Below are 23,273 nucleotides of genomic sequence, written 5' to 3' on the forward strand. Positions count from 1 at the left end.
TATAATGATATATTTTATTAATAAGGCTAAGATATGACTTTAAAAGAATTAAACTTTTTTTATAAATTAAGTGATAACCCTCAAGTAACCCAAGTGGCTCAAGAGCTTAAAATAAGTCAATCAGCAATATCTCTAGCCATTAAATCTTTAGAGAATAAATTAGAAGAACAATTATTTGATAGAGTTGGAAAAAAACTAATACTAAATGAAAGAGGAAGATATTTCAAAGAAAAAACACTTCCACACTATTTAGCAATCATAGATAGCCAAAAACTTTTTCAAAAAAATAAACTCGCTGGAAATATGAAAATAGCTTCAAGTAAAACCATATCAAACTACTTAATGCCAGATATTTATTATGAGTTTTTATCTAAATACAGCGATGTGAAATTTGATATTTCAACTATAAACTCAACTAAAATTATTGAAAATATTTTAAACTCAAATCTAGATATAGGATTAATAGAAATAGATATAAATAACTCAAACCTAATAAAGCAAAAACTTTGTGATGATGAGCTAATAATAGTAACAAGTGATGAAAATGCACCTAAAATTGCCTTTATAGATACTATAAATAAAAAATGGATTTTAAGAGAAACAGGCTCAGGAACAAGGGAAGTTTTTATAAACTCTCTTGGAAAATATGCACAAGATATAAGCATATTTATGGAGCTTCAAGATTTTGAAGAGATTAAAACTATTTTAATAGATAATAAAGACACAATAACAGCCATATCAAAAAATGCAGTAAAAAAAGAGTTAGAAAGCAAAAAATTATTTCAAATAAAATTAAAAAATTTTGAGGTTAAAAGAGAGTTTCATATAGTTTACCATAAAGACAAATCAACAAATTTACTATTTCAGACTTTTATAGACTTTTTAAAAAGTAAGTTTAAAAACTAAAAAATATTGTAATTTAATTATTTATATGCCTCTTTTTATCCAATTTCTTGTTTAAATGATATTTAATAACCATACTTACATATATCTTTTAATATTTTATGTATATAATAAAAAATATTTTTCACTTTAGTTATACTAAAGTTTTTTAAAAATTATATATAAATTATAATATTGGATTTTAATGATTAGATTAATTTTACTAGGTGTTCTTTCAGGTGCTTTTTTTTCTAGCACATTTATTTTAAATGAAGTTATGAGTGTTTCAGGTGGTCATTGGCTTTGGTCAGCCAGCCTTAGATATTTTTTTATGATTTTATTTTTAGCTTTGATTTTATTTTTTCAAGGTGGAATACAAAGACTTATTGATATTTATAAATTATTTATGGAGAATTATCTTTTTTGGACAATAAGTGGAACTATTGGATTTGGATTTTTCTATGCATTGATTTGTTTTAGTGCTGATTTCTCACCAGCTTGGGTAATAGCTGCAACTTGGCAGTTTACTGTTGTTTCTACACTTTTTGTATTAATGTTTTTTGGTAAAAAATTTCCTAAAAAAATATGGGCTTTTTCTATAATCATATTTATAGGTGTTTGCTTAGTAAATTTATCTCATATTGATACTTTTGATATAAAAGCATTATTACTTGGTGGATTCCCTATTTTAATAGCATCTTTTTGTTATCCTATTGGAAATCAGTTAGTTTGGGAAGCTAAAAATGGTGAGCATAAAAATGTACCTAAAATAAAGTCAAAACTATTAAACAATGCTTTTAATAAAGTATTTTTACTTTCAATTGGATCACTTCCACTATGGTTTATTTTACTAGCAATTATACAACCCCAAGCACCTAGTAACTCTCAAGTAATAAATACAGCCTTAGTTGCATTACTTTCAGGTGTTTTAGCAACATCAATATTTTTATATGCAAGAAATATAGCAAAAGATTCAAATGAAATAGCTGCAATTGATGCAACACAAGCAAGTGAAGTAGCCTTCGCCTTACTTGGAGGAATGATATTTTTAGGAAATACTTCTTTAAACCTAATCTCAATTATTGGTCTTTCTTTAATAATGGTAGGTTTATTTTTATTTACAAAATATCAAAATGCTTAGACTAGCTTAACTAGTCTAACTATTTTAGTAAGCTAGAAATTTGTTGGATTTCTTCAACTAAAAGTTCAAATTCACTAATTTTCAAATCCTCAATCATATGTTTTTTAGAAGTCGTTCCATTTAATGCAACGATATTAATATGATTTAAAAATCTATAAAAAATCTCAGCAACACCTCTTTCATATTTATTTGCAAGATTTTCTAAAATATCAGATGCTAAAATATGTGGATTTGCTGTTAGTGACCAAAAACTCTCATAAATAATTCCTTTGTCAATACAAAATTCTCTGATTTCTTTATCATAAGCTGATTGAGCATAAAATCTATTTTGAACAACGCTTGGTTTTACTTTTGCGTTATTGTACAAATAAACCAAAACATCTAAATCATAACAGTTACTAATTCCTAATTGCCCTACTTCTTTTTTATCATAGAACTCTTCCATTTTTTGCCAAACTTTTTGTAGTTTAGCTCCTGGATAAACAGGAGAATGTAAAACATAAGAATCAATAAAACCAGTCTTTAGATTGTTTTTAGATCTTTCAAAAGATTTCTCAACTTGAACCTCTATCTCATCACTTTCTAAATAAGGCATATTTGTTTTATCTTGTCCATCAATTGGAGTAAATTTTGTTTGAAGAAAAATATCTTCTCTTTTTATACCCTTTTCATAAGCTTTTAAAAGTCCAAATCCTACTAAATCTTCCCTATAATGTTTTGGTTGGCAAGCTGTATCAACTCCTTTAAAACCTTGAAGTAAAGCTTCACATACTAAGTCTGTTGTATTTTCTTTTTTCCAAGCTGTTCCATAAATCATATTTGGCATTTTTATATTTTGATTTGATAAAAAAGTATTCATATTTTCTTCCTATTTTTATATGAAACTATTGTATCAAATATTCATATAAGTTTTTATATTAGTCTTCCATTCCAATTCTAAGAAATCCAGTAAAAGCAGCGTTATCAATTTTGAGTGATTTGTGAACATTTTTTTTCATCTCATTTAAAATTTTTCTATAAGAATTATAAAACTCAAAACTAGGAGTTGGTTTGTATATTAGATTTTGTAATTCAAAATATTTTATTACATTTTTTGTAGTAGTAGGTTTTATAAAATATTCTTTTTGTCTATCGTTATAGTATAAAACAACAGAGATTATAGTCCATTTTGCAAGGTTGTATTGAGCTAAAAACTCAACTAAACCCTCAAAACCATTTTTTTGATTTCCATGTAATAGCTCATAAAGTTCTATACTTAACATATCTTTTTCATAAGAACTCAGACCTGCTAACATATCACGAAATTTTAGTTTATCAAATAAAGAGACTAAAACAGATTTTTGAATAATCTTAAAAAATGCGTCAACAACTAAATTTGGATTAGAAAAATTCTCTTTTTTAAAATTCTCTTTTGTAAACTCTTCTAGTTTTGATGGATTAAATTTTTTCATAGTTGGAAAAAACTTTTCATCTTCAAAACCCTTTGGATAATGAAATAAAAACTCAGCTTCTACATCTTTTAATTTTTCTAAATTCATACTTTCTCTTTTTATTTTATAGAAATATATATTTCTACTTCATCTTCTTTTGTATACTTCTCAAAATCAAAGTTATATACTCTTTCATATTCACACTCTTTTGAAGCAAAATAATCCCAAACTTCATGCCAAGTTTCTAGTACAACTTTTGGAAATTCACCTTTTTTTGAAAATACCAAATATCTATCTTTTTCTATAGTAATTGCATTTTTTGCTTTTGTAACTTCAACACCAAGTGTATAATCATAATCAGAATTTACATCTTTTTCATATTTCTTGTAAACTCCATACATAGCCAAGTTTCTTGACTTGTTAAATGTTTTACTCTCAATATTTTCATCTACATATCTTTGCAAAAGTTTTGGTATTTGTGCTGTTGTTTCATCTAATTCTATTTTATTATTTGTTCTAGTTGTGATTCCCGCAACATAAAATTTTTCTAAATACTTTACTTTCATTTTTTCACTTTATTAGTTAATTTGTCAATTGGTTTAATTGGCTTAATTTTTTGGGATATTTATTTTATAGAAACGTAAATCTCTATTTCATCTTCTTTTGCATATTTCTCAAAATCCACTTCAAAAGATCTTTCATAATCACTATTTTTTTCAAAATAATCCCAAATCTCTTCCCATAACTCAACTACAACCATTGGAAGTTCACCTTTTTTTGTAAAAACTAAGTATTTTTTATCTTCAATTACTATTGCATTCTTTGCTTTTGTAACTTCAACACCAACAGTTATTTTGTAGTTTCCATTAACATCTGAATCATAATTGCTATAAACACCATACATAAAATCACTATTTGCTTTGTCAAAAGTTTTTTTATAAACATCATTTGCAAAATAATCTTCCCATAATTGGGCTATTTTCCCATTTTCTTCACTCATTTCTAATTCATTGTTCGTAACTGCACTAATACCTGAAATCATTAATTTTTTAATTCTTGTAACTTTCATTTGCTCTCTTTATAAATAAATCTTATTTTAAGGATTATATTAAACATTTACTAGTAGTATCTTGAAAAACATATTTATTTAGGAGATTTATGAATATTATTGATTTTGAAAACATAAATGTGGGATATGACACTAAAATCATTTTAAAAGATATTACATTAAAAATAAAAGAAAAAGAGCATTGGGCGATACTTGGAGCAAACGGAAGTGGAAAATCAACTTTGATGAAACTAATCCAATCTGAAATTCATCCAAGAAAAACAAACCCTTATAAAAAAGAGATCTTAGGAAAATCAAATTACTCGATTTTTGAACTAAAAAAAGAGTTAGGAATAATCACAAATGATTTACACAACTATTTTGCAATTAATGGCTCTTTTTTAACAGGATATATTACAGTTTTAAGTGGACATTATAGTTCTGTTGGGGTTTTTAAACATCAAGATTTTAGTGTTGAACAACATGAAAAAGCAAAAGAAACTATGAAGTATTTAGAAATAGAACATTTAGCAAATAAACTCGTTCAAGAAATGTCAACAGGAGAACTGCGAAAATGTATAGTAGCACGTGCGCTAATTCACGACCCAAAAGCTTTTATTTTAGATGAGCCAACAGTTGGACTTGATATAAAAGCTCAAATAAATTTTATAAAAATGGTTCAAAAACTATCAAAGAATTGCTCTATAATACTAGTAACTCACCACCTAGAAGAGATTTTTGAAGAAATACAAAACGTAGCTTTGATACACAATAATACTATTCATAAAAGTGGAAAAAAAGAAGATATTTTAACAAGTGCAAATCTATCTGAAATTTTTGATACAAATGTACATATCAATGTAAAAAATAATAGGTATTTTGTGGAAGAGATTTATTAGTCTCTTTCACATTTATTTAGAATAGAAAAGTACCTTATTTAATTATAGAAATGAAACAAAATAGTTATATATGATTTTGTTTATATATAACTAATGTCTTGATAGTTTAGGTTCACATTTTCCTTCTTCTGTAAATTTACCACACTCATTAACATAGTCGATTCCCCAATCAAACATATTATTTAGTATGGGTCTAAGTTTTTCTCCAATAGGAGTTAAAGAGTAAACAACACGAGGTGGAATTTCAGCAAAAGATTCTCTTTTTATGATGTTTTTTTCTTCAAGATCTCTAAGTTTTGCAGTTAGTGTTCTTTGTGTAATATTTTTAACTTCTTCATTTAGTTCTTTATATCTTTTTTCTCCATCTAGCAGATGCCATATAATTTTCATTTTCCAATTATCATTAAATATATCTTGAGCAATGTCAATAGAGCATTTATATTCTTTTTCATTTATTATATACATAGGAACTCCTTATTGATTGAAATTATAGTTAAATTAGATTAAAAACTCATTACATACAAAAAGTATCTCTTAATTACATACAATAAGTATCGTAAGGATACATTAAGTATTTTGTTTGTAAGATTTCATCTAATGTACATTAAATAAAGTTTATTTTAAGGAGTTTATATGCCAATAGCATTATTTGCTTTGACAATTAGTGCCTTTGCAATTGGAACAACAGAGTTTGTAATAGTAGGATTAATTCCAACTATAGCAAATGATTTAAATGTTTCTTTGCCAAGTGCGGGTTTATTAGTTAGTTTGTATGCTTTAGGAGTAGCAATAGGTGCTCCAGTTTTAACAGCACTTACTGGAAAATGGAATAGAAAAAATCTATTATTAGCTTTAATGCTTTTATTTACGATAGGAAATATTGTTGCTTATTACTCTCCAAATTATGAGAGTTTAATTATTGCAAGAATCCTAACAGGTCTAGCACATGGAGTATTTTTCTCAATTGGTTCTACAATAGCTACAAGTTTAGTTTCAAAAGACAAGGAAGCAAGTGCTATTGCTATTATGTTTACAGGACTTACTGTTGCTTTAGTTACAGGTGTTCCTCTAGGTACTTTTATTGGTCAAGAGTTTGGATGGAGATTTACATTTCTAGCAGTATCTGCTTTAGGTTTAATTTCACTTTTTGGAAGTTATATTTTAATTCCAAAGAATTTAAAAGAATCAATACCTACAAAGATATCACAACAAATATCCGTTTTAACCAATCCTAGATTAGTTCTAGTTTATTTAATTACTGCATTAGGTTATGGTGGAACATTTATCGCTTTTACTTATTTAGTACCCATATTAGAGCAAATTACTGGGTTTGATTCAAAAATGGTTGCAATTTTACTACTTGTATATGGTATTTCTGTTGCCATTGGGAATATTTGGGGAGGTAAATTAGCTGATAGATTAGGTCCTATTCAAGCATTATATAGAATATTTATAGGTTTAGCACTTGTGTTAGTTACTTTTTCATTTACTGCAACAAATCCTTATTTAGCAGTTGCTACGATATTAGTATGGGGAGCTTTTGCATTTGGAAATGTTCCTGGACTTCAAGTTTATGTGGTACAACTTGCTAAAGAGCATGCTCCCCATGCTGTTGATACTGCATCGGGATTAAATATCGCTGCATTTAATGTTGGAATTGCATTTGGAGCATGGAGTGGAGGATTAATCGTTGAGAATTACTCTTTAATAAATACACCATGGATTGGTGCAATTGTTGTTTTAATTGCTTTAGCATTAACATATTTTAGTGGTATGCTTGATAAAAAAGCAAAATTACAAACTAATATTATAAGGGATTAGTATGGCATTAGAAAAATTAGCACCAGAAGGATTTTCAATAGGGGTAGAATTACCCCTTGATAATGACTGGTCAAGAGATGGATTAAATAGAAGAATGGTTGACAATAGACTTCCTGGGCAACCAAATATGACTAATCATTCCCAATTAATCAAATTAGTTGATGATCTAGGTTTTAGAGTGGCATGGTTAAGAGATATTCCTTTATATGATCCAAGATTTGGAGATGCAGCACAAGTATTTGAAGCTTTTACTTATCTTGGTTTTTTAGCTTCTCACACTAAAGATATTCTTTTAGGAACTGCTGCAATTGTATTACCTTTGAGAGAACCTTGGTTAGTAAGAAAGGCTTATAATACAATGCAATCTTTAAGTAATAATAGATTTATTTTAGGTGTCGCAAGTGGAGATAGACCAATAGAGTATCCTGTATTTGACAGAAATTTTGGAAATAGAGGAAAAGATTTTAGAGAAGCTATAGATATTATAACAGGGAAGAAAGATTTATCAAAACTTCAAGCAAATGACTTACAAATTCTTCCAAAAGCAGATACAGCTAAAATGATTGTTGCAGGTCTTGCACAACAAAGTCCTCAATATATAGGAGAACATCTTCATGGTTGGCTTGCATATCCAGGAAGTCCAGAAGATCATAAAAAAAGAGTTAAACAATATCGAGAAGTGGCTTCAAAAGAAAAACCTTATATTAGTTTTATTCATTTAGATTTTAAAGTTAATGAAGATGATGCTCCCATAGTAAGACATCATTTTGGAATTAGTACAGGTAAAAATGGTTTAATTGAAGAACTAAAAGCAATGAAAGATGCTGGCGTAAATCATATAGGACTTCATTTTAGAAGAAATGAAGATAATTTAGAGGAGAGTATTAAAAAAATAGGTCTAGAAATATTGCCTTTATTCCATAAGAAAGAGACAAGGTTAGATTCCATGTTTTTCTAGAATGTTCCCCAACCTGTAGAGACGTGGTTTTTTAAGGTGTCTTGTATTTATTTGCTAATTATCTAGTAGAATTTAAGATAGTGCTTGTTTTACAGCTTCAAGTGAATGGATTAAAGTAGTATCAAAAAGTTTTACTTTTGTATCTTCTTTTTTTATCAGCATTCCGATTTCTGTACAACCTAAGATTACACCCTGTGCACCTTTTGATACTAAATTATCAATAATTCTTAGATACTCTTTTTTAGAATCATCTTTTAGAACACCTAAACATAGCTCTTCATATATGATTTTGTGAACAATATTCATATCCAATTCATTTGGTATTATAACTTCAATATTAAAGTTATTGTTTATTCTTTCTTTATAAAAATCTTGCTTCATAGTAAAAGCAGTACCTAATAAACCTATCTTTTCAATGTTTTCTTCTTGAAGTTTTTTACCAGTAGCATCAGCAATATGTAAAATGGGAATATCAATATTCTTTTTGATTTCAGGTGCAACTTTATGCATAGTATTTGTACAAATCAAAAGAAAATCAGCACTTGCATTTTGTATATTTTTTGCAGCTTCAGATAGTATAACTGCTGTTTCATCCCAATTTCCACAGTGTTGAAGTTTTTCTATTTCATCAAAATCAATACTATAAATAACTACCTTTGCACTATGTAATCCACCCAGTTGTTTTTTTATTTCTTCATTGATTAGTTTATAATATAAAGCTGTACTTTCCCAAGACATTCCACCTAGTAATCCTATAGTTTTCAATTGCTATTTCCTTTTATGTTAAGAGTTTAAAATGAAATCTTTCATATGAAAAATTTTCTATATGTTAATGATGCGCTATAATACCCCAATTTATTCTAAAGGCAAGATTATGGCATTACAAAAGTGGGAAATATTTCAAGATGAGGCAACAGATTTTTTAAACAATTATTTTAATGCTGACTTTGCGATGGAAGGTGGATTTGATTCAACAACATCCCACATAACAGTAAGAAAATCAAATCATCTAATTACAACTATTGAAGCTAAATTTGGCCCAACACAAGCTGGACAAATAGTATTAGAGCCACTTGATGGCAAGTTTGTATTTTGCGATAAAAGTAAAAATTATTCAAATTCATACACACAAGAGATAATAAAATATTTAAATTCAAATTATTCATTATTTGCAGGAACCAATACAGCATCAATTCATGTTAATATTAGTGATAGCATATTATTCAACTGGGTGAAAACAATTTATAAGGATAAAGATGTTGAATGGATAATCTCTTCGAATAAATTTAATAAATTGACTCTAAAAGATTTACTTCTTATTCCAATAAATGAAATAGAAAACCACTTTGATATTAGCCTGGTATTTAGAAGAAAAAAAACTGGAGATACACAAATTCCTGGTAAAGACATAATAGATTTCAAAGATCAATTGGATTTGATAACTAAAGACTACAAAATAAAAAAAACTGATAACAAGTATTTATTAACTACTAATTCAAGGTTATCAGATTTTAATATTGGAACTAAATATTTAGTAAGTATGACAAATGTTGATTGTCAGTATTACATAAAGAAAAAAGATATATACACCAATCCTAATGTTATGTTTCAACTAAACTTAAAAGATAATGTAGAATTTAAAGGTGCACTTTTTAAAGAAATACATAAGTTATAACTTTAAAAATCACCCATTAATTTATCTTTATTAGAAAAATAATCAGTCAAATATTCATTTTTTATTTCTGATAAAATCTCAGGAATACGAATAACATTTTCATTTGATGTGATGATAGTTTGAATACCAATTCTATTTAAGAGATTAATTGCACGATAAATACCCTCTTCATAAGTGTTTTTATTTCCATCAAAAGGGCTATCAAAAGCAACAAATTTGATAAGTCTTTTTTGAGCATATGTATCAACTAATGCAAATGAAAAGATTAAACATAAAAGTTTTTTTATAGTAGGATCATCACTTTCAACTTTTTCATTTGCAATTTTGAAGCTAAACTCTATATCATTTGAAGTATTGAAATCAATTAAAAAAGTTACCTCTTTATTTAATATTATATTTCCATATTTTGCGACATTGTATTTCAATCTATCAATAAAACGGCTAGTAATTAATGTTTTATTTTCTTCAATAACTTTTTGCAAATCGTTTTGCGCATTTTTTAAAGTTGTGGCATTTGTATCTTCTTTTTTGATTATTTCATCTAGTTCATATTTTCTTCTAATTTTACGCCCATCAATACCAAGAAGATTTGATATAATAGTTTTGTATTCTATTTCGTGAAGAGTTGAGTGTTTATATAATATAAAAGCATCACTTTGATTTGATTCATCTCTTAAAAAGTATGTAATATATGTTCTAAATTTATTTATAGAATAATTAACTTTATTTTCAAAAAAAGTTTTAGCAACACCCAGACTACTTTTTATATTAAAATCTTTTTCATCTAAAAGCATAGATTTTTCTTTAGTGATTTTTAATTCTATATTTTTACCACTTTTTATTGGTCTTTTAATAGTTATATATCTATTTGAAGAAATTTGAAGTTCTATATAAAAAATATAATCTTTAAAGTGCTCATGACCTAAAAAATGCTTATCACCTAACAAACAAAAATCTATTAATTTAAATAAACTGCTTTTCCCCACACCGTTTGCATCTGATAAGATAAAGTTTATACCATTATCAAATACTATGGTTTTAAAATTGTCATTGTTTGCATACAATTTTGATATTTTCATTTATATTTCCTCTTTTTTGAATATATTATTTTAATAATAAAAATTTACAATTCATCAAGGTTTGGCAATCCAAAACCTCGAATAGTTTTAAACTCTATTTCCAAACCCAAACTAGCAAGTATAATATCCAAAGTTTTAACAAATGTATTTCCCAACTCCCCACGCTCAACTTTTCCTAATGTTACTCTGCTGATGCCACATTTAGTGGCTAATTGTTCTTGAGTTAGTTTTTTTGCTTTTCTCAATGTTTTAATATTTTCACCAATTTCATATAATTTCAAAACTAAACTCCTTTTATTTAAAATGATAATTTTACTTATCATTTAAAGCTATTTTATTAAAAATATAAATTAACTTTATCATTTTAAAAATATTTTCTACTCTTTTTTTTATGTCCATTTTTCAATTAAATTATCAATAAATTCTGACAAATGTTCATCTTTTTTATAAGTTTTTGCTTCTTCTATAATTTTATCTCTTGCTTTTAAACATATTTCATAAAGCTCTTTAACCTCTTTTGTTGTTAAATCACAAAATTCTATACCAAATCTTAAAAGTTGTTTTTCTTTACACCATTTTTTACTCCCTAAAAGATGAAGCGCTGGAATATCATTTTTAATATACACTGTTGTAGTTACTACATCATAAGCAGGAGCTAATTTGATATTTGAAATATCATCATAAATTAAGCCAAAGTTTTTAAGATGTGCATCTCCATTTTTTAATAAAAAATTTATAACTATCATTTTAAAGAAGTTTTCTAAAGACTCTTTTTTATATTTTGGAGATACAAAAGTTTTTATAGTTTTTGCTATTTGTTCATAAGTTCCTTCGTATTTATCATCACGATTTTTCCCAAAAAGTACACACATATCTTCAAAACCTAAATAAGTATTGTCCTCTTTTATATCAAATCTTTTCATAATAAAAAGCTTTCTATCTTGTGATAAATAAAACTCAGGAACACAAATATTTGCCTTTTGAACTACTCTCATACACAAGTATTCATTAAGTGCAAGTTCTGGATAATCTTCTCCCCAAGATTTTACAATATAATCTTCAAGTTTTAAGGTAGCTTTATTTTCTATTTGAGCTAACACCTTTGGTTGAACTCCTGAAATTGGTGAATTTAAAGCAAACCTAGATACCAATTCATCAAATAGTTTTTCATTTGAAGAGTGAAGTAAATCATCTAAAACAAGAGGTTTTAACTCTACTTTTAAATCTTGTTCATAAGAGACTCTTCCTTTTATACTTGGTGACATAAGTTTTAATAAACCGAAATCATCAGTTTTTGTGAATTTTGAAAAGTGTTTTTTGATTATAGATAATAAGTAACCCTCAGGTAAGTGCATTTCAAATAGAGGATGAAGATTTTTACTATTCCAAGATTTAGTACGAACTGGCATAGTAAGTGAAATAAAATCTTTTTTATCTTCTGTTTTGTAAGAAAATATATATTCATTTTCTTCAAATGATAAAACACCTGATATTTTAGAATCAACCTTTACAGTTAAAAAATCATTCATTTCTCAAATCCTCTAAAGTAGGAAATAGACTTTTTTGTTTTATACAAAACTCATAACCCAAATAATCAAGTATTTGCATAACTTTTTTTATCCCAACATCCACGCCTCTTCCATTTTCCAATGAAGAAAGTGTCGCTCGTGAGATTTTTAAATCATCACAAATCTTTGATTGTGATATAGAGTTTTCTTTTCTATATTTTTTTATTTCTAAGCCCAGTTCTTTTAAATCCATTTTTATCACTTTTGTAAAATATATTAGACATTTTATAATTTTATTTATGTATTGTCAAATATAATAGATAATATTAGAATGTTCGTTCCATACTAGTATAATATGATAAAGGATTTTTTTCCTTATTAAAACTATCAATTAAAGGAGAAACTATGCTTGAACTAAAACCAATTGCACTACCAATATAGCCTCCACCATAATATCCTCCAACCGTACTAACAATTGGAATAATAATTCTTTCAATTAATGGTTTCTTCCAACTACTACTTATTGCTTCATTTAATTCTTTTATTTCTTCATTAAACTTTGATTTTTCTAATTCAAATCTATCTTTTCTTGTTTTCTCATCTTGATTTATTATATTTAAAGTTATTTCTTCAATCCTATTTCTATAACCTTATAATTAAAGGAGCATGTTTTTCTTTAAATTTAAGAATTTTATCTATTGATATTTTATCAACATTAGGTAAAGGCATACAAAAAGATAAAACATCTTCTCTTATTCTCTCTTTTTCAATATTTTGAGGTAAAGAATCTGTTATTGTAGTAGCATTTAAATCTGGTATTTTAGATAATTCTTCTGCTAACATTTTCATAAAAATAAAAGCTAACTCACTATTCATTTTAAACCATGGGTAGGAAAATTCTTTAGAATCAATTAATCCTAGTTCAGTTAATTCATGAGATAAATTACCAATTTTTTCAATATGTATTCTAGTTTTAGCAGTATTACGAGGAGTAAACTTTTTCGCTATTTTTAAAAATTTTGACTGAAAAATAGATAAATCATACTTAGATGGTTCTACTAGTTTAAGTAATCCTGCTGAAATCAAATTTTGAGTTAAAGGCTCTAATTCATCCTTTGAATCTTCAACTTGAGAAGGTATTATCGAAGATATACTATCCCAATACAATAATTTTTCTAAAAGCCATTTTGATTTAGGTGGGTTTATATAAGGATAATATAAAGCATTATTTTTCATTTTATTCATTTATTTTGATATTATATAGCCTATATTTTTATTTATTATATCTATAAATATTATCTAATTATAAAATTCTTTTCCCAAACTCATCAATATGCTTCTTCAACTCCAAATTATCAAGATTATCATAAATCACGACATCAAAAAAATAAGGTAAATTTGTATCTTCTTCAAGGGTGAATTTTAGTTTTGAAAGAGTATTTATATCAACATTACCTTTTATAGCAAGGTCAATATCAGATGATGGTCTATGCTTACCCAAAGCACGTGAGCCAAAAAGTATGACCTCTTTTATATTATCAAACTTTTTGAATACTTCTTTTAGGATTTCTAGTTCTTTTTGGCTAAGTCCTATCATAATTTTTTCTTTAAAACTTCTTTTAAATCATCTAAAATAGGATAATATGTATGAATAATCAACTCTTCTAGTTCATCAAGAATTTTATCATCATAAGTGTGAGATGCAAGATTTCTTTTCTCAAGAGCTTCTAGCCATAAAGTTCCATTTTCAATCAAACCATATTCAAAAGCTGTTTTTATGCTATCTCTTGGACTTTTTACTTCATATCCCTCAGCAGTTAAAAAATCTTTCATTACTTTCCAAGACAGTTCAAATGTAACTTCAAAAAACTGTATTAATCCTGCTTTTTCTATGTCATTTAAATCCTCTTTTTCAACAGTAGTTTTTAAATGCCCTAAAGATTTTTCATAATTTGTAAATCTTTGTCTACATCTTGTTAAGTTATCTTCCATTTTTTAATCCTTTTCTAAAACTTCGCTATACAGCAAAACATCATCATTTATTTCAAATAATGCAATTCTTCATAATATTGAGTTTTTAATGCTTCTTTTATATAAAGCTCACTATTTTCAATTTTAGGTAACATTTCTATTAATAAAATTTTTAAAGTAGGTAGATAATCTTTTATAATTTCCCATACCATTGATTCATCAATTCCTCGATAGTTATGAGAAACCTTATCTCTCATAGCTGATAGGTTTTTCCAATTGATTTTATTTGATGTTTTTAGCTCTTCATCTATTTTTTTATTTTCTTCACCTATTGCTATTAGTAAGTTTACACTTGCATTAAAATTTAATTGTTTATTTGCTAAATAAAACTTTTCTTCATTTTCAAAATCAGCAGAATATATAAAAATCTTTTCAATTGCTTCAAGCATTGTAAGTATGTATAATACATTTTTACTATCAAACATATATAAAATCTTTTTGTGAGTGTAGTTTAATAAGTGGATTAAATTTTTTATAATTGATTAAATCAATTTTAGCATTAAATATAATTTCTAGTTCATTTTCTAGTTTTAAATAACTTTCAAAATTCAATCTTGTTTTATCATCTTCAATATAGGCTATATCTATATCACTATTAGTTGTATTTGTTGCAGAAGAAACTGAACCAAATAATATAAAGTTTTTTAAATGATATGAAGCTTTTTTACTTTTAAGCACTTTTAATATCTCTTCTTTATTCATTTTAGTCAGATTCCTTTCTATTTTTTTATCTATTATAACACAAGAATTTATAATTTATATTCTATTAAAACTTCCGAATCAAATCCTCAAAAACAGCAGTCAATCCCTCTACTTCTTTAACAGTAGTTCTCTCACCAGTACTATGAATAGTGTCATTTATCACACCAAATTCGATAGCTTCGATTCCAAATGCTCCAAAATATCTGGCATCACTTGTTCCACCGTGTGTTGAGTGTTTTGTAGTAATTCCAAGAACTTCTTTGATTGAAGTTTCCATAGCTTTTACCACTTTTGATTCTTTATTTGTCACAAAAGGGAAAGAACCTTGTGTTGTTCTAAAATCGTATTTTAATCCTTCTAAGTTTTTATTTATAAACTCTTCTACAGATTCTCTTGTTGTATTTGTTGAGTTTCGCACGTTGAACATTAGTTTTAGTTCATTTGGTGTTACATTTGTAACTTCCATTCCACCTCTTATATCTGTGATTACCATTTTAGAAGGTGCGAAATATTCATCTCCATTATCAAGATTGTGTCCTGCTATTTGAGGTAATACATGAGCAAAGTTATGTACTGGATTTATACATTTTTCTGGATATGCTGCGTGTCCTTGTTTTCCTTTTATAGTGATATATCCATTTATACTTCCACGTCTTCCTACTTTTATCGCATCACCAAAAACCTCTTCACAAGTTGGTTCTGCTACAACTGCATAATTTGGTATAAAGTCTATTTCTCTTAGGTGTTCTAACATCTTGATAGTTCCGTAAGTTCCCTCACCTTCTTCATCACTTGTCATCAAAATACTTAGTATTCCATCAAAATTTTTTGCGTGTTTACAAGCGTACAAATATGCAGCAACTCCACTTTTCATATCTTGTGTTCCACGTGCTGTTATAACTCCATCTACGATTTCAGCTGCAAATGGATCTATTTCCCAGTTACTTCCTACAGGAACAACATCGATATGACCAGCAAAACATAGATGTTGAGAATTTTCATTGAATTTTTTATAATAAAATCTATTTTTCACTCCTTCCATATCGAATTTTATGCAAGTCCATGTATCACCTAAGTACTCTTCTATAAAGTCAAATGCTCCATCATCGTCTGGAGTAATTGATTTAAATCTTAATAATTTTTGAAATAATTCTATAATAGTCATTTTTATGTATCCTTTTTGTAACTAGAATTTTATCTAACTTAGCTTTATTTTGTTATAATAATTAAAATTTACACTTGTTATTTACAAAAAAAGGATCCTTTATGGGAAAACTAGAGAAATCATTTTATTGGCTTTGCTTTGTATTAGCTATTTATATAACCATAGGATTTAAGATTATCCCTACTGTTTTAGAAGACCAATTAGTAAAAAACTTAGATGAAAATCTTACACAAAAAACAACTCTTGAAAAAATCGAATTTAATCCATTTACTTTCAACCTAAAAATTCATAATTTTAAATTAAGTGATTCAAATAATGAGCCTACAATTTCATTTAAAGAGTTTGCAGTAGATTTTGGAGTATTAAAATCAATAGAAAATCTAAATGTAAGCTTTGAAAATGTTTCATTATTAGATGCTATAATTAACGTTATTGAAGAAAAAGATGGTCAAATAAACTTAACAAAACTTGTAAAACCTCAAGAAGAGCAAGAGGAAGTAAAAGAAGAAGATCCAAATTCAAAATTGTTAGACTTCTTAATTTCTAAAATAACTTTAGAAAATGCAAATATAAACTACATAAATCAAGAAGAAAATCCATATAGTTTGAGTTTGAAAAATATAAATTATACCCTTTATGATTTAGGAACATTCAATGATATTCTTTCTTCAAATGATTTAAAACTTAAATTAAATGACAATACAAATATCACTATTGGTGGAGCTTTTAAACTTGAGCCATTTAGAGGTTATGGAAAAATTTTAATTGAAGATTTAAGATTAAAAGAACTTTTAACTTATAAAAAAGATATATTAAATTTTGATTTAGATGAAAATGCAAATCTAAATTTACAACTAAACTATGACTTTCATTCAAATAAAGATTTCGCTTTAAATATAAATAGTGATAGATTTGAATTTAATAATATAAATTTAAAACAAAATGAAACTGATATTTTAAATCTTGCAAAATTAGATATCAAAACTTTTGTTTTTAACTTAGATAGACAAAACATCAGAATAGAAGATGTAAACTTTGATGCTCTAAAAGCAAATATGATTACAAATAAAGATGGATTAAATTTTGCAAATCTAATCAAAGAAGAAAAAAAAGATAGTGAAACAAAAGTATCTGATGAACAAGTAGCAAAAGTTGAAGAAAAAAAATCAACAGAAGATAAAACTGTTTCAAAAGAATTAGAAGTAGAAATAAAAGGCGCAGAAGTTGAAGCTTCAAAAGCGTGGAATATTAGTCTTGCTAATGTAAAAATAAACAATAGTGATTTTATTTTTGATGATAAAGTAAATAACAGTATTGCTCAAACAAAAGCTTTTAATATAAGTCTTGATAGTTTAAAAATCAAAGATTCAGATATTGATTTAAGTTCATTAAAACTAGCAAATCCAAACCTAAGTTATAATGATAATAAAAATAAATTATCAATTAACTCTAAAAATGCAAATATAAATCTTGATAAATTAACTCTTAAACAAAATATCCTAGATATCAATAAAATAGAGATTACAAAAGACAACTTTTCTTTAGATGATAAAAAAGCTAATTTTTCTTTAGCTACAAAGAAAACAGATATTGCATTAAATAGTCTAAAAATAGATAATGGTAAAACATCACTAAACTCAATTACACTTAAAACACCTGGTTTAGATTTTAATGATAACAACTCTAAAATGAGTGTTAAAACTCCAAATGTCGATATCAACGTAAATAATCTAATAGTAGATAACTCAAAAACTTCTATTGCTTCTATTGCACTAAAAATGCCAAGTATTGTATATGATGATACAAAATCTAATATGAGTGTTAAAACATCTACTGTAGATCTTGGTATAAATACCTTAACTATTCAAGATGCAAAAACTTCTATAAAATCAATAAGTTTAAAAACACCTAGTTTAGATTTTGATGATAAACAATCTAAAATGAGCGTTTCAACAGCAAAGATAGATCTTGATGTAAATGCCTTGGCAATTGAAGGCGCTAAAACTTCTATTAACTCTATAAATTTAAAAACACCTAATATAGATTTTGATGATGAAAAAGCTAAGATGAATGTTAAAACTTCTAATATAAATTTGGATTTAGATTCATTTTCTATAAATGATTCAAAGATTTTACTAAAAGAAATCACTCTATTAAAACCTTCTGTAAAGTTTGTTGATAATACTAATAATCTAAAAATTGATGCAAACAATATGGAACTTTATGTTTCTAATATCTCAAAAATAAATGATAAATTAGTAATAGATTCAGTAAAACTAATAGAGCCAGATCTTGATTTTTTAGATACAAGTAGCAATACAAAAATTGAAGCAAAAAAAATAGATCTACAAATCAAGAAACTATCAAATAGTAATGCTGGATTTAAAATCGAAAAAACAGATTTAAACAATCCAAATATTGCTATAACTCTTCCAAAAACAGCGGCTACAAAACCTAGTACAAAAGAAGTAACAAATCAAAAAGTTGTAAGTAAAAGTAAAGATGATTCAGCTCAAACAAAAATAAATATAGGACCTGTAAATATAAATAATGCAGTTTTCTCTTTTGAAGATAAAAACTTACCAGTTCCATTTAAAACTGTAGTTACAAAATTAAATGGAAAAATATCTGAATTTAAAAATACAGAATCAAGTACAAGTACACTAAATGTAAATGGTACTGTTGATAAATATGGTGTTGCAAAAATTACGGGAATCGTACATCCAAATAATATCAAAGTATTAACAGATATAAATATGATTTTTAACAATATTGCAATGTCAAACTTCACTCCATATACTGGAAAATTTGTTGGGAGAGAAATAAAAAGTGGTAAGTTAGATATGGATTTAAAATATAACATTGAAAAATCAAATCTTGATGCTAAAAACAATATCACTATTTCTAAATTAGAATTAGGAAACTCAGTTCAAAGTCCTGATGCTGTTTCTTTACCTTTGGATGTAGCAGTAACACTTCTTAAAAATTCACAAGGAATTATCGATATTAAACTTCCTGTTTCTGGAAATGTAGATGACCCTACGTTCTCAATAGGTTCAATAGTATGGAATGCATTTATAAACCTTATGACAAAGGCTGTAACAGCTCCTTTTTCACTTCTTGGAGCAATATTCAACTTTAGTCCAGATGAAATAGATAGCGTTGATTTTAATTTAGCACATGATGAGATAACTCCTATTCAAAAAGAGACTCTAGATAAAATAGCACAGATTTTAACAGCTAAACCTGAATTAGCAATCAAAATATCAGCTTCTTATGATAACCAAAAAGAAGAGTATGCATTAAAAGAGAAAAAATATTTAGAAGATAATCCAAAAGATATTAATCTAAAAAAAGAAGAGCTTGAAAAAGAAGTACTAAAAGAAAAAGCAGAATTAAAAGAGCTTGAACAAATAGCAAAAAATAGAATATTAAATATCAAAAATTATTTAATTAAAGAGAAAAAAATAGACACTAAACAAATCATTATAACAGATAAAATGGAAACGTCTAGTGCATCTGTTAAAATTGATATAGAAACAATCAAATAAATATTATAATATTTACTTATATATAAAGAATAATATTGACTTATTATTCTTTATGTGATAATATCCTTTAAAGTTTTTTAAGGATAAAAAATCATGAATAAAATATTACCTATAATTTTAATTGTAATAATGACTTTTGTAGCTTATGGTGTATATAAACAAGCAAATAAAAGCATAAAAACAAAAAGAATTGAATGCCAATCAAAAACAACTACCTTTGAAAAAATAAATATTGAACAACCATTAAAAGAAGCTGTTAATTTATTAAAATCAAATAACTATACTATCAAATCATCAATTGAATACTCTAAATTTATGAAAAGTAATTTAGTAAATATTCTTACAAAAGAACAAGCTGATGAAAAACTAGAAAAAATCATAAAAGGCTATATAGAGACAAGTGCTCAAACAAATAGTGATGATAAAAAGCTATTAATAGATTACTATATTTATGAAAATGACAAAGAAGACAAGGGTAAAAAAAATAACGATGCTAAATCATATGCGGGATATTTAGTATTTGAATTTAAATATGACAATAAATTAGTATATAAGATTCAATCTGATTATATGAATTTAGATGGAAATGATATAGAAGATAGAATGAATTGTGCGATGAAATCGTTTACTTCATTAAATAAATAAAAGGAAAAAAGAAATGAAACAAAAAGTTTTTAAAGAAAAATATCATATATTTGAAATCGAATATAAAAAAAGTGAGCTTCAATATAAAAGTGTAGATGAAATTATTTCAGCACTTCAAGTGAAAATAGATGCACATCCTGTTATAGCTTTTATAGCTATTTTTGATCAATACAAACACACTTCATCATTAAAAGATGGAGAAATTAATCCAAATATAAAAGCTGCAAAAAATATAGTATTTTGTTTTGGAAAAGAGATACCAACTCCTGAAGTTTTAGCAGTAAGACCAAGAAGTATTGGTGTTTGTGAATTAGAAGATTCATTTGTAGTAAACTTTTTAGAAGCACCAAATGACACTGCAAATAAAACTATGGAAGATTTTGTAAAATCTCTTATATAAATATCTTAGATAATTAAGCTTTTATAGCTTAATTACCTTCGCTCCAAATCCACCACTACTAGGATGAGCATCTTCAAAACCTCTAACTTTTGGATGTTTTTTCAAATACTCTTTAACTGCAAATGCTAGTTTTCCAGTACCAATTCCATGATAAACTAAAACCTCTTCAAATCCTGATAATAAAGCATCAGATAAAAATTTATCAAGATTTTCAAGTGCTTCTTCTGCTCTTTGTCCATGTAAATCAAGTTTGATACTTGCAGATTCTGGTCGTTGGATTGTCACTGTTGCTTTTTTTGTAGGAATTTTTGGAGGTGGAGGATTTCCACTTCTACTTAAATCAGCAAGTACAACTTGTACTTTCATACCCATATCATTTTCAATAAAAGCTTTTGTACCTTTTATTGAAACAATTACGCCTTTTGTGTTTCTGTATTTTACCCTATCCCCTACATTTAGAACAACTGGCTCTTGAATTTTTTCTGTTTTAATCTCAACTGCTTTTTTATGGGCAATATTTAAATGTTGGTGAGATTCACTAACTAATTTTGCTTTTATAGCTTTTTTAGCTTCATCTCTTGCATCGTTGTACTCTTTGTGTAGTTTTGATTTTTCTGAATAAATATGCTCATCTAATTTTTCTTTTTGATCTTTTAGATTTCCTGATATTCTTTGCATATTTGCAATTTCTTCATCAAGTTTTGCAATTTTTTGTTTATATTCTCTCTCTAATGAACTACTTCGTTCGATTAACTCGTTTAGTTTATCTTTATCATCTCCATAAACCTCTTTTGCTCTATTTACAACATTTTGAGGTATTCCATATCTAGAAGCTGTTTCAAAAGCATAAGATCGTCCAATAGTTCCTTGTAAGAACTCATAAGTTGGTCTTCTGTTTTCTTCATCATATAAAGCTGCTATTAACTCTACATCTTCATTTGAAGCCATTAAAGCTGCCAGTCTTTTATGGTGAGTTGTGATGATAACTTTGATATCTCTTTGAATTAATTCTTCAATTATTACTTTAAATAAACTAGCAGCTTCATCTGAATCTGTTCCTAGTTCTATTTCATCAACTCCTACGATCGCATTTTTACTTCCAAAAAGTTTTGAAAACTCAACCATACGACCTGCAAAAGTAGAAATATCATTTTTTACACTTTGAGGATCATCTAAAACTGCATTTATTGATTTAAAATTTGTAACTGTTGTATCATGATGCGCTTTGTATGGAATCAAATATTTTGATAGAAAAACAGCTGTTAAAATAGATTTTAACATCATTGTTTTTCCCCCTGCATTAACCCCTGTTATCATAACAACTGATTTCGTAAAATCAATACTTATAGGTTTTGCATTATGCAATGCTGGATGACAAAAATCAACTAGTCTATTTACATTGTTTTTTGAAGGAAGTATAAAATTCTTATCATTTATTTTTGAGAAAAATAGTCTTGATTGATAGTGATCAAATCTATCAAACTCTTTATTTATAAATTTCAAAAATAATAAATTCTTCTCAAAAAGTGAAGATATCTCTTTACAGATTTTATATAAAATCTCTTCTTGTTTGTTTTTTAAATCACTTTGTTTTTGTTTTAAATCACTAATACTATGAGGTACAACATAAAAAAATCCAGAATTAGATCTATTTATAACTGATCCACTTAATACATGATTGAAACCACCTCTTACCAATAAAGATTCTTCACTATTTATATAATGAACTTGTGAATCAACCAAATATGTTCTAATCTTTGGAGAGTTAATAATCTTGTATAAATTTTGTTTTATAGCTTCTTTATTTTTTGAAATAGCGTATTTGATATTGTCAAAAGATTCATTTACTCCATCTTTTAAATTTGCTTTATCATCAAAGTATTCGCAAATCTTTACTATTTCATTTGGTATAGTAATCTTATCAATCCACTCTGCTAGTTTTCCATCGAAACTAAATTTTTTTAGATATCTAAAATAGTTTATTATTTTAATAAATTCAAAAATATCATCCATTTTTAAAATACCCTGCTTTTGAATATGCATCAAAGCAGAATCTAAATTTTCAATCTTATTGGGTGCTTTTATGTCAAATTTTGACAACTCACTTATAAGTTTGTGATGAAGATTAATATCACCTTCTAAAATGATAGATTTTTCCCTAGCCATAAGCTTTGAAAAACTATCTAAATAATCAATTAAGTCTAGTTTTTTTAATATATTTTGCATGGTGCGATTATATCTAAAAGGGAATAATATTAATATGAATTTTTTGTAAGTTAGAAGATCTTATTTTAAATACTAAGTTTTATTAGTCTATGAAAATATATCTCAAAACGTT

At 26.5% G+C, this 23,273-nt stretch carries 26 protein-coding genes; 9 read left to right on the forward strand and 17 right to left on the reverse strand.

Annotated features, from left to right (window positions below; translation table 11 throughout):
- Positions 1-33 precede the first annotated feature (33 nt).
- Together AACT_RS08745 and AACT_RS08750 are read left to right on the forward strand one after the other, a co-directional pair.
- Positions 34-906 carry a LysR substrate-binding domain-containing protein gene (locus AACT_RS08745; RefSeq protein ID WP_172126430.1) on the forward strand — a complete coding sequence of 291 codons (873 nt, stop codon included), beginning with the start codon at positions 34-36 and terminating at the stop codon, positions 904-906.
- A 181-nt stretch (positions 907-1,087) separates the two neighbouring features.
- Positions 1,088-2,023 (forward strand): DMT family transporter, encoded by a 936-nt coding sequence (locus tag AACT_RS08750; protein WP_172126431.1) that lies wholly within the window; start codon positions 1,088-1,090, stop codon positions 2,021-2,023.
- 19 nt (positions 2,024-2,042) lie between these two features.
- Here the strand turns inward: AACT_RS08750 and AACT_RS08755 are convergent, their stop codons facing one another.
- The 4 genes from AACT_RS08755 to AACT_RS08770 are packed head-to-tail and all read right to left on the reverse strand — an operon-like array spanning position 2,043 to position 4,522.
- Positions 2,043-2,882: an aldo/keto reductase family protein gene (locus AACT_RS08755; protein WP_228720466.1), complete on the reverse strand. Its 840-nt coding sequence runs from the start codon at positions 2,880-2,882 to the stop codon at positions 2,043-2,045.
- Positions 2,883-2,940: 58 nt separating this feature from the next.
- Positions 2,941-3,561 carry a hypothetical protein gene (locus tag AACT_RS08760; RefSeq protein WP_172126432.1) on the reverse strand — a complete coding sequence of 207 codons (621 nt, stop codon included), beginning with the start codon at positions 3,559-3,561 and terminating at the stop codon, positions 2,941-2,943.
- Positions 3,562-3,572: 11 nt separating this feature from the next.
- A complete protein-coding gene (locus AACT_RS08765; RefSeq protein WP_172126433.1) occupies positions 3,573-4,019 on the reverse strand; it encodes a GyrI-like domain-containing protein in 447 nt (148 codons plus the stop codon).
- Between the two features lie 59 nt (positions 4,020-4,078).
- Entirely contained in the window at positions 4,079-4,522 is a 444-nt protein-coding gene (locus AACT_RS08770; protein WP_172126434.1) for a GyrI-like domain-containing protein, read from the reverse strand.
- An 89-nt stretch (positions 4,523-4,611) separates the two neighbouring features.
- Here AACT_RS08770 and AACT_RS08775 point away from each other — a divergent pair, with 89 nt between their 5' ends.
- Positions 4,612-5,400, forward strand: a complete 789-nt coding sequence (locus AACT_RS08775; RefSeq protein ID WP_172126435.1) for an ABC transporter ATP-binding protein — start codon at positions 4,612-4,614, stop codon at positions 5,398-5,400.
- Between the two features lie 90 nt (positions 5,401-5,490).
- Here AACT_RS08775 and AACT_RS08780 read toward each other — a convergent pair whose 3' ends face one another.
- Entirely contained in the window at positions 5,491-5,865 is a 375-nt protein-coding gene (locus AACT_RS08780) for a winged helix-turn-helix transcriptional regulator (protein WP_172126436.1), read from the reverse strand.
- Positions 5,866-6,033: 168 nt separating this feature from the next.
- On the opposite strand from AACT_RS08780, the gene AACT_RS08785 reads away from it, so the two are divergent.
- Positions 6,034-7,221, forward strand: coding sequence for an MFS transporter (locus AACT_RS08785; RefSeq protein WP_172126437.1), 1,188 nt, complete (start codon positions 6,034-6,036; stop codon positions 7,219-7,221).
- A gap of 1 nt (position 7,222) precedes the next feature.
- Positions 7,223-8,179 carry an LLM class flavin-dependent oxidoreductase gene (locus AACT_RS08790; RefSeq protein ID WP_172126438.1) on the forward strand — a complete coding sequence of 319 codons (957 nt, stop codon included), beginning with the start codon at positions 7,223-7,225 and terminating at the stop codon, positions 8,177-8,179.
- Between the two features lie 72 nt (positions 8,180-8,251).
- Here AACT_RS08790 and AACT_RS08795 read toward each other — a convergent pair whose 3' ends face one another.
- The gene (locus tag AACT_RS08795) at positions 8,252-8,944 is read right to left on the reverse strand and encodes an aspartate/glutamate racemase family protein (RefSeq protein WP_172126439.1); all 693 of its coding nucleotides are present in this window, start codon (positions 8,942-8,944) and stop codon (positions 8,252-8,254) included.
- A gap of 109 nt (positions 8,945-9,053) precedes the next feature.
- Between AACT_RS08795 and AACT_RS08800 the strand changes: the two genes are divergently transcribed.
- Entirely contained in the window at positions 9,054-9,854 is an 801-nt protein-coding gene (locus tag AACT_RS08800) for a PDDEXK family nuclease (RefSeq protein WP_172126440.1), read from the forward strand.
- Between the two features lie 2 nt (positions 9,855-9,856).
- On the opposite strand, the gene AACT_RS08805 is transcribed toward AACT_RS08800, so the two are convergent.
- The 10 genes from AACT_RS08805 to dapE form a co-directional block, all read right to left on the reverse strand.
- Positions 9,857-10,933 carry an AAA family ATPase gene (locus AACT_RS08805; protein WP_172126441.1) on the reverse strand — a complete coding sequence of 359 codons (1,077 nt, stop codon included), beginning with the start codon at positions 10,931-10,933 and terminating at the stop codon, positions 9,857-9,859.
- 44 nt (positions 10,934-10,977) lie between these two features.
- A complete protein-coding gene (locus AACT_RS08810; RefSeq protein WP_216658189.1) occupies positions 10,978-11,214 on the reverse strand; it encodes a helix-turn-helix domain-containing protein in 237 nt (78 codons plus the stop codon).
- A gap of 108 nt (positions 11,215-11,322) precedes the next feature.
- Positions 11,323-12,462 carry a type II toxin-antitoxin system HipA family toxin gene (locus tag AACT_RS08815; protein WP_172126443.1) on the reverse strand — a complete coding sequence of 380 codons (1,140 nt, stop codon included), beginning with the start codon at positions 12,460-12,462 and terminating at the stop codon, positions 11,323-11,325.
- Positions 12,455-12,694, reverse strand: coding sequence for a helix-turn-helix domain-containing protein (locus AACT_RS08820; protein ID WP_079578877.1), 240 nt, complete (start codon positions 12,692-12,694; stop codon positions 12,455-12,457). The genes AACT_RS08815 and AACT_RS08820 overlap by 8 nt, the downstream gene beginning before the upstream one ends.
- A 389-nt stretch (positions 12,695-13,083) precedes the next feature.
- Positions 13,084-13,677 carry a hypothetical protein gene (locus AACT_RS08825; protein WP_172126444.1) on the reverse strand — a complete coding sequence of 198 codons (594 nt, stop codon included), beginning with the start codon at positions 13,675-13,677 and terminating at the stop codon, positions 13,084-13,086.
- A 67-nt stretch (positions 13,678-13,744) separates the two neighbouring features.
- Entirely contained in the window at positions 13,745-14,038 is a 294-nt protein-coding gene (locus tag AACT_RS08830) for a nucleotidyltransferase family protein (protein ID WP_172126445.1), read from the reverse strand.
- Positions 14,035-14,433, reverse strand: a complete 399-nt coding sequence (locus AACT_RS08835) for a nucleotidyltransferase substrate binding protein (protein WP_172126446.1) — start codon at positions 14,431-14,433, stop codon at positions 14,035-14,037. The genes AACT_RS08830 and AACT_RS08835 overlap by 4 nt, the downstream gene beginning before the upstream one ends.
- A gap of 47 nt (positions 14,434-14,480) precedes the next feature.
- Entirely contained in the window at positions 14,481-14,897 is a 417-nt protein-coding gene (locus tag AACT_RS08840) for a HepT-like ribonuclease domain-containing protein (RefSeq protein WP_172126447.1), read from the reverse strand.
- The gene (locus AACT_RS08845; RefSeq protein ID WP_172126448.1) at positions 14,890-15,174 is read right to left on the reverse strand and encodes a nucleotidyltransferase family protein; all 285 of its coding nucleotides are present in this window, start codon (positions 15,172-15,174) and stop codon (positions 14,890-14,892) included. Before AACT_RS08845 ends, AACT_RS08840 begins: the two co-directional genes overlap by 8 nt.
- Before the next feature lie 64 nt (positions 15,175-15,238).
- A complete protein-coding gene (dapE, locus tag AACT_RS08850) occupies positions 15,239-16,339 on the reverse strand; it encodes a succinyl-diaminopimelate desuccinylase (protein ID WP_172126449.1) in 1,101 nt (366 codons plus the stop codon).
- Between the two features lie 101 nt (positions 16,340-16,440).
- Here dapE and AACT_RS08855 point away from each other — a divergent pair, with 101 nt between their 5' ends.
- The 3 genes from AACT_RS08855 to AACT_RS08865 all read left to right on the forward strand — a co-directional run bounded on the left by AACT_RS08855 (position 16,441) and on the right by AACT_RS08865 (position 20,935).
- Complete coding sequence (locus AACT_RS08855) at positions 16,441-19,890, forward strand: DUF748 domain-containing protein (protein WP_172126450.1); 3,450 nt, start codon at positions 16,441-16,443, stop codon at positions 19,888-19,890.
- A 93-nt stretch (positions 19,891-19,983) separates the two neighbouring features.
- The gene (locus tag AACT_RS08860) at positions 19,984-20,535 is read left to right on the forward strand and encodes a hypothetical protein (RefSeq protein WP_172126451.1); all 552 of its coding nucleotides are present in this window, start codon (positions 19,984-19,986) and stop codon (positions 20,533-20,535) included.
- A 13-nt stretch (positions 20,536-20,548) separates the two neighbouring features.
- Entirely contained in the window at positions 20,549-20,935 is a 387-nt protein-coding gene (locus AACT_RS08865) for a DUF6858 family protein (protein WP_172126452.1), read from the forward strand.
- A gap of 21 nt (positions 20,936-20,956) precedes the next feature.
- Here the strand turns inward: AACT_RS08865 and AACT_RS08870 are convergent, their stop codons facing one another.
- Entirely contained in the window at positions 20,957-23,161 is a 2,205-nt protein-coding gene (locus tag AACT_RS08870) for an endonuclease MutS2 (RefSeq protein ID WP_172126453.1), read from the reverse strand.
- Positions 23,162-23,273 lie beyond the last annotated feature (112 nt).

Origin of the sequence: Arcobacter acticola, assembly GCF_013177675.1 — a bacterium.
Classification (GTDB): domain Bacteria; phylum Campylobacterota; class Campylobacteria; order Campylobacterales; family Arcobacteraceae; genus Aliarcobacter; species Aliarcobacter acticola.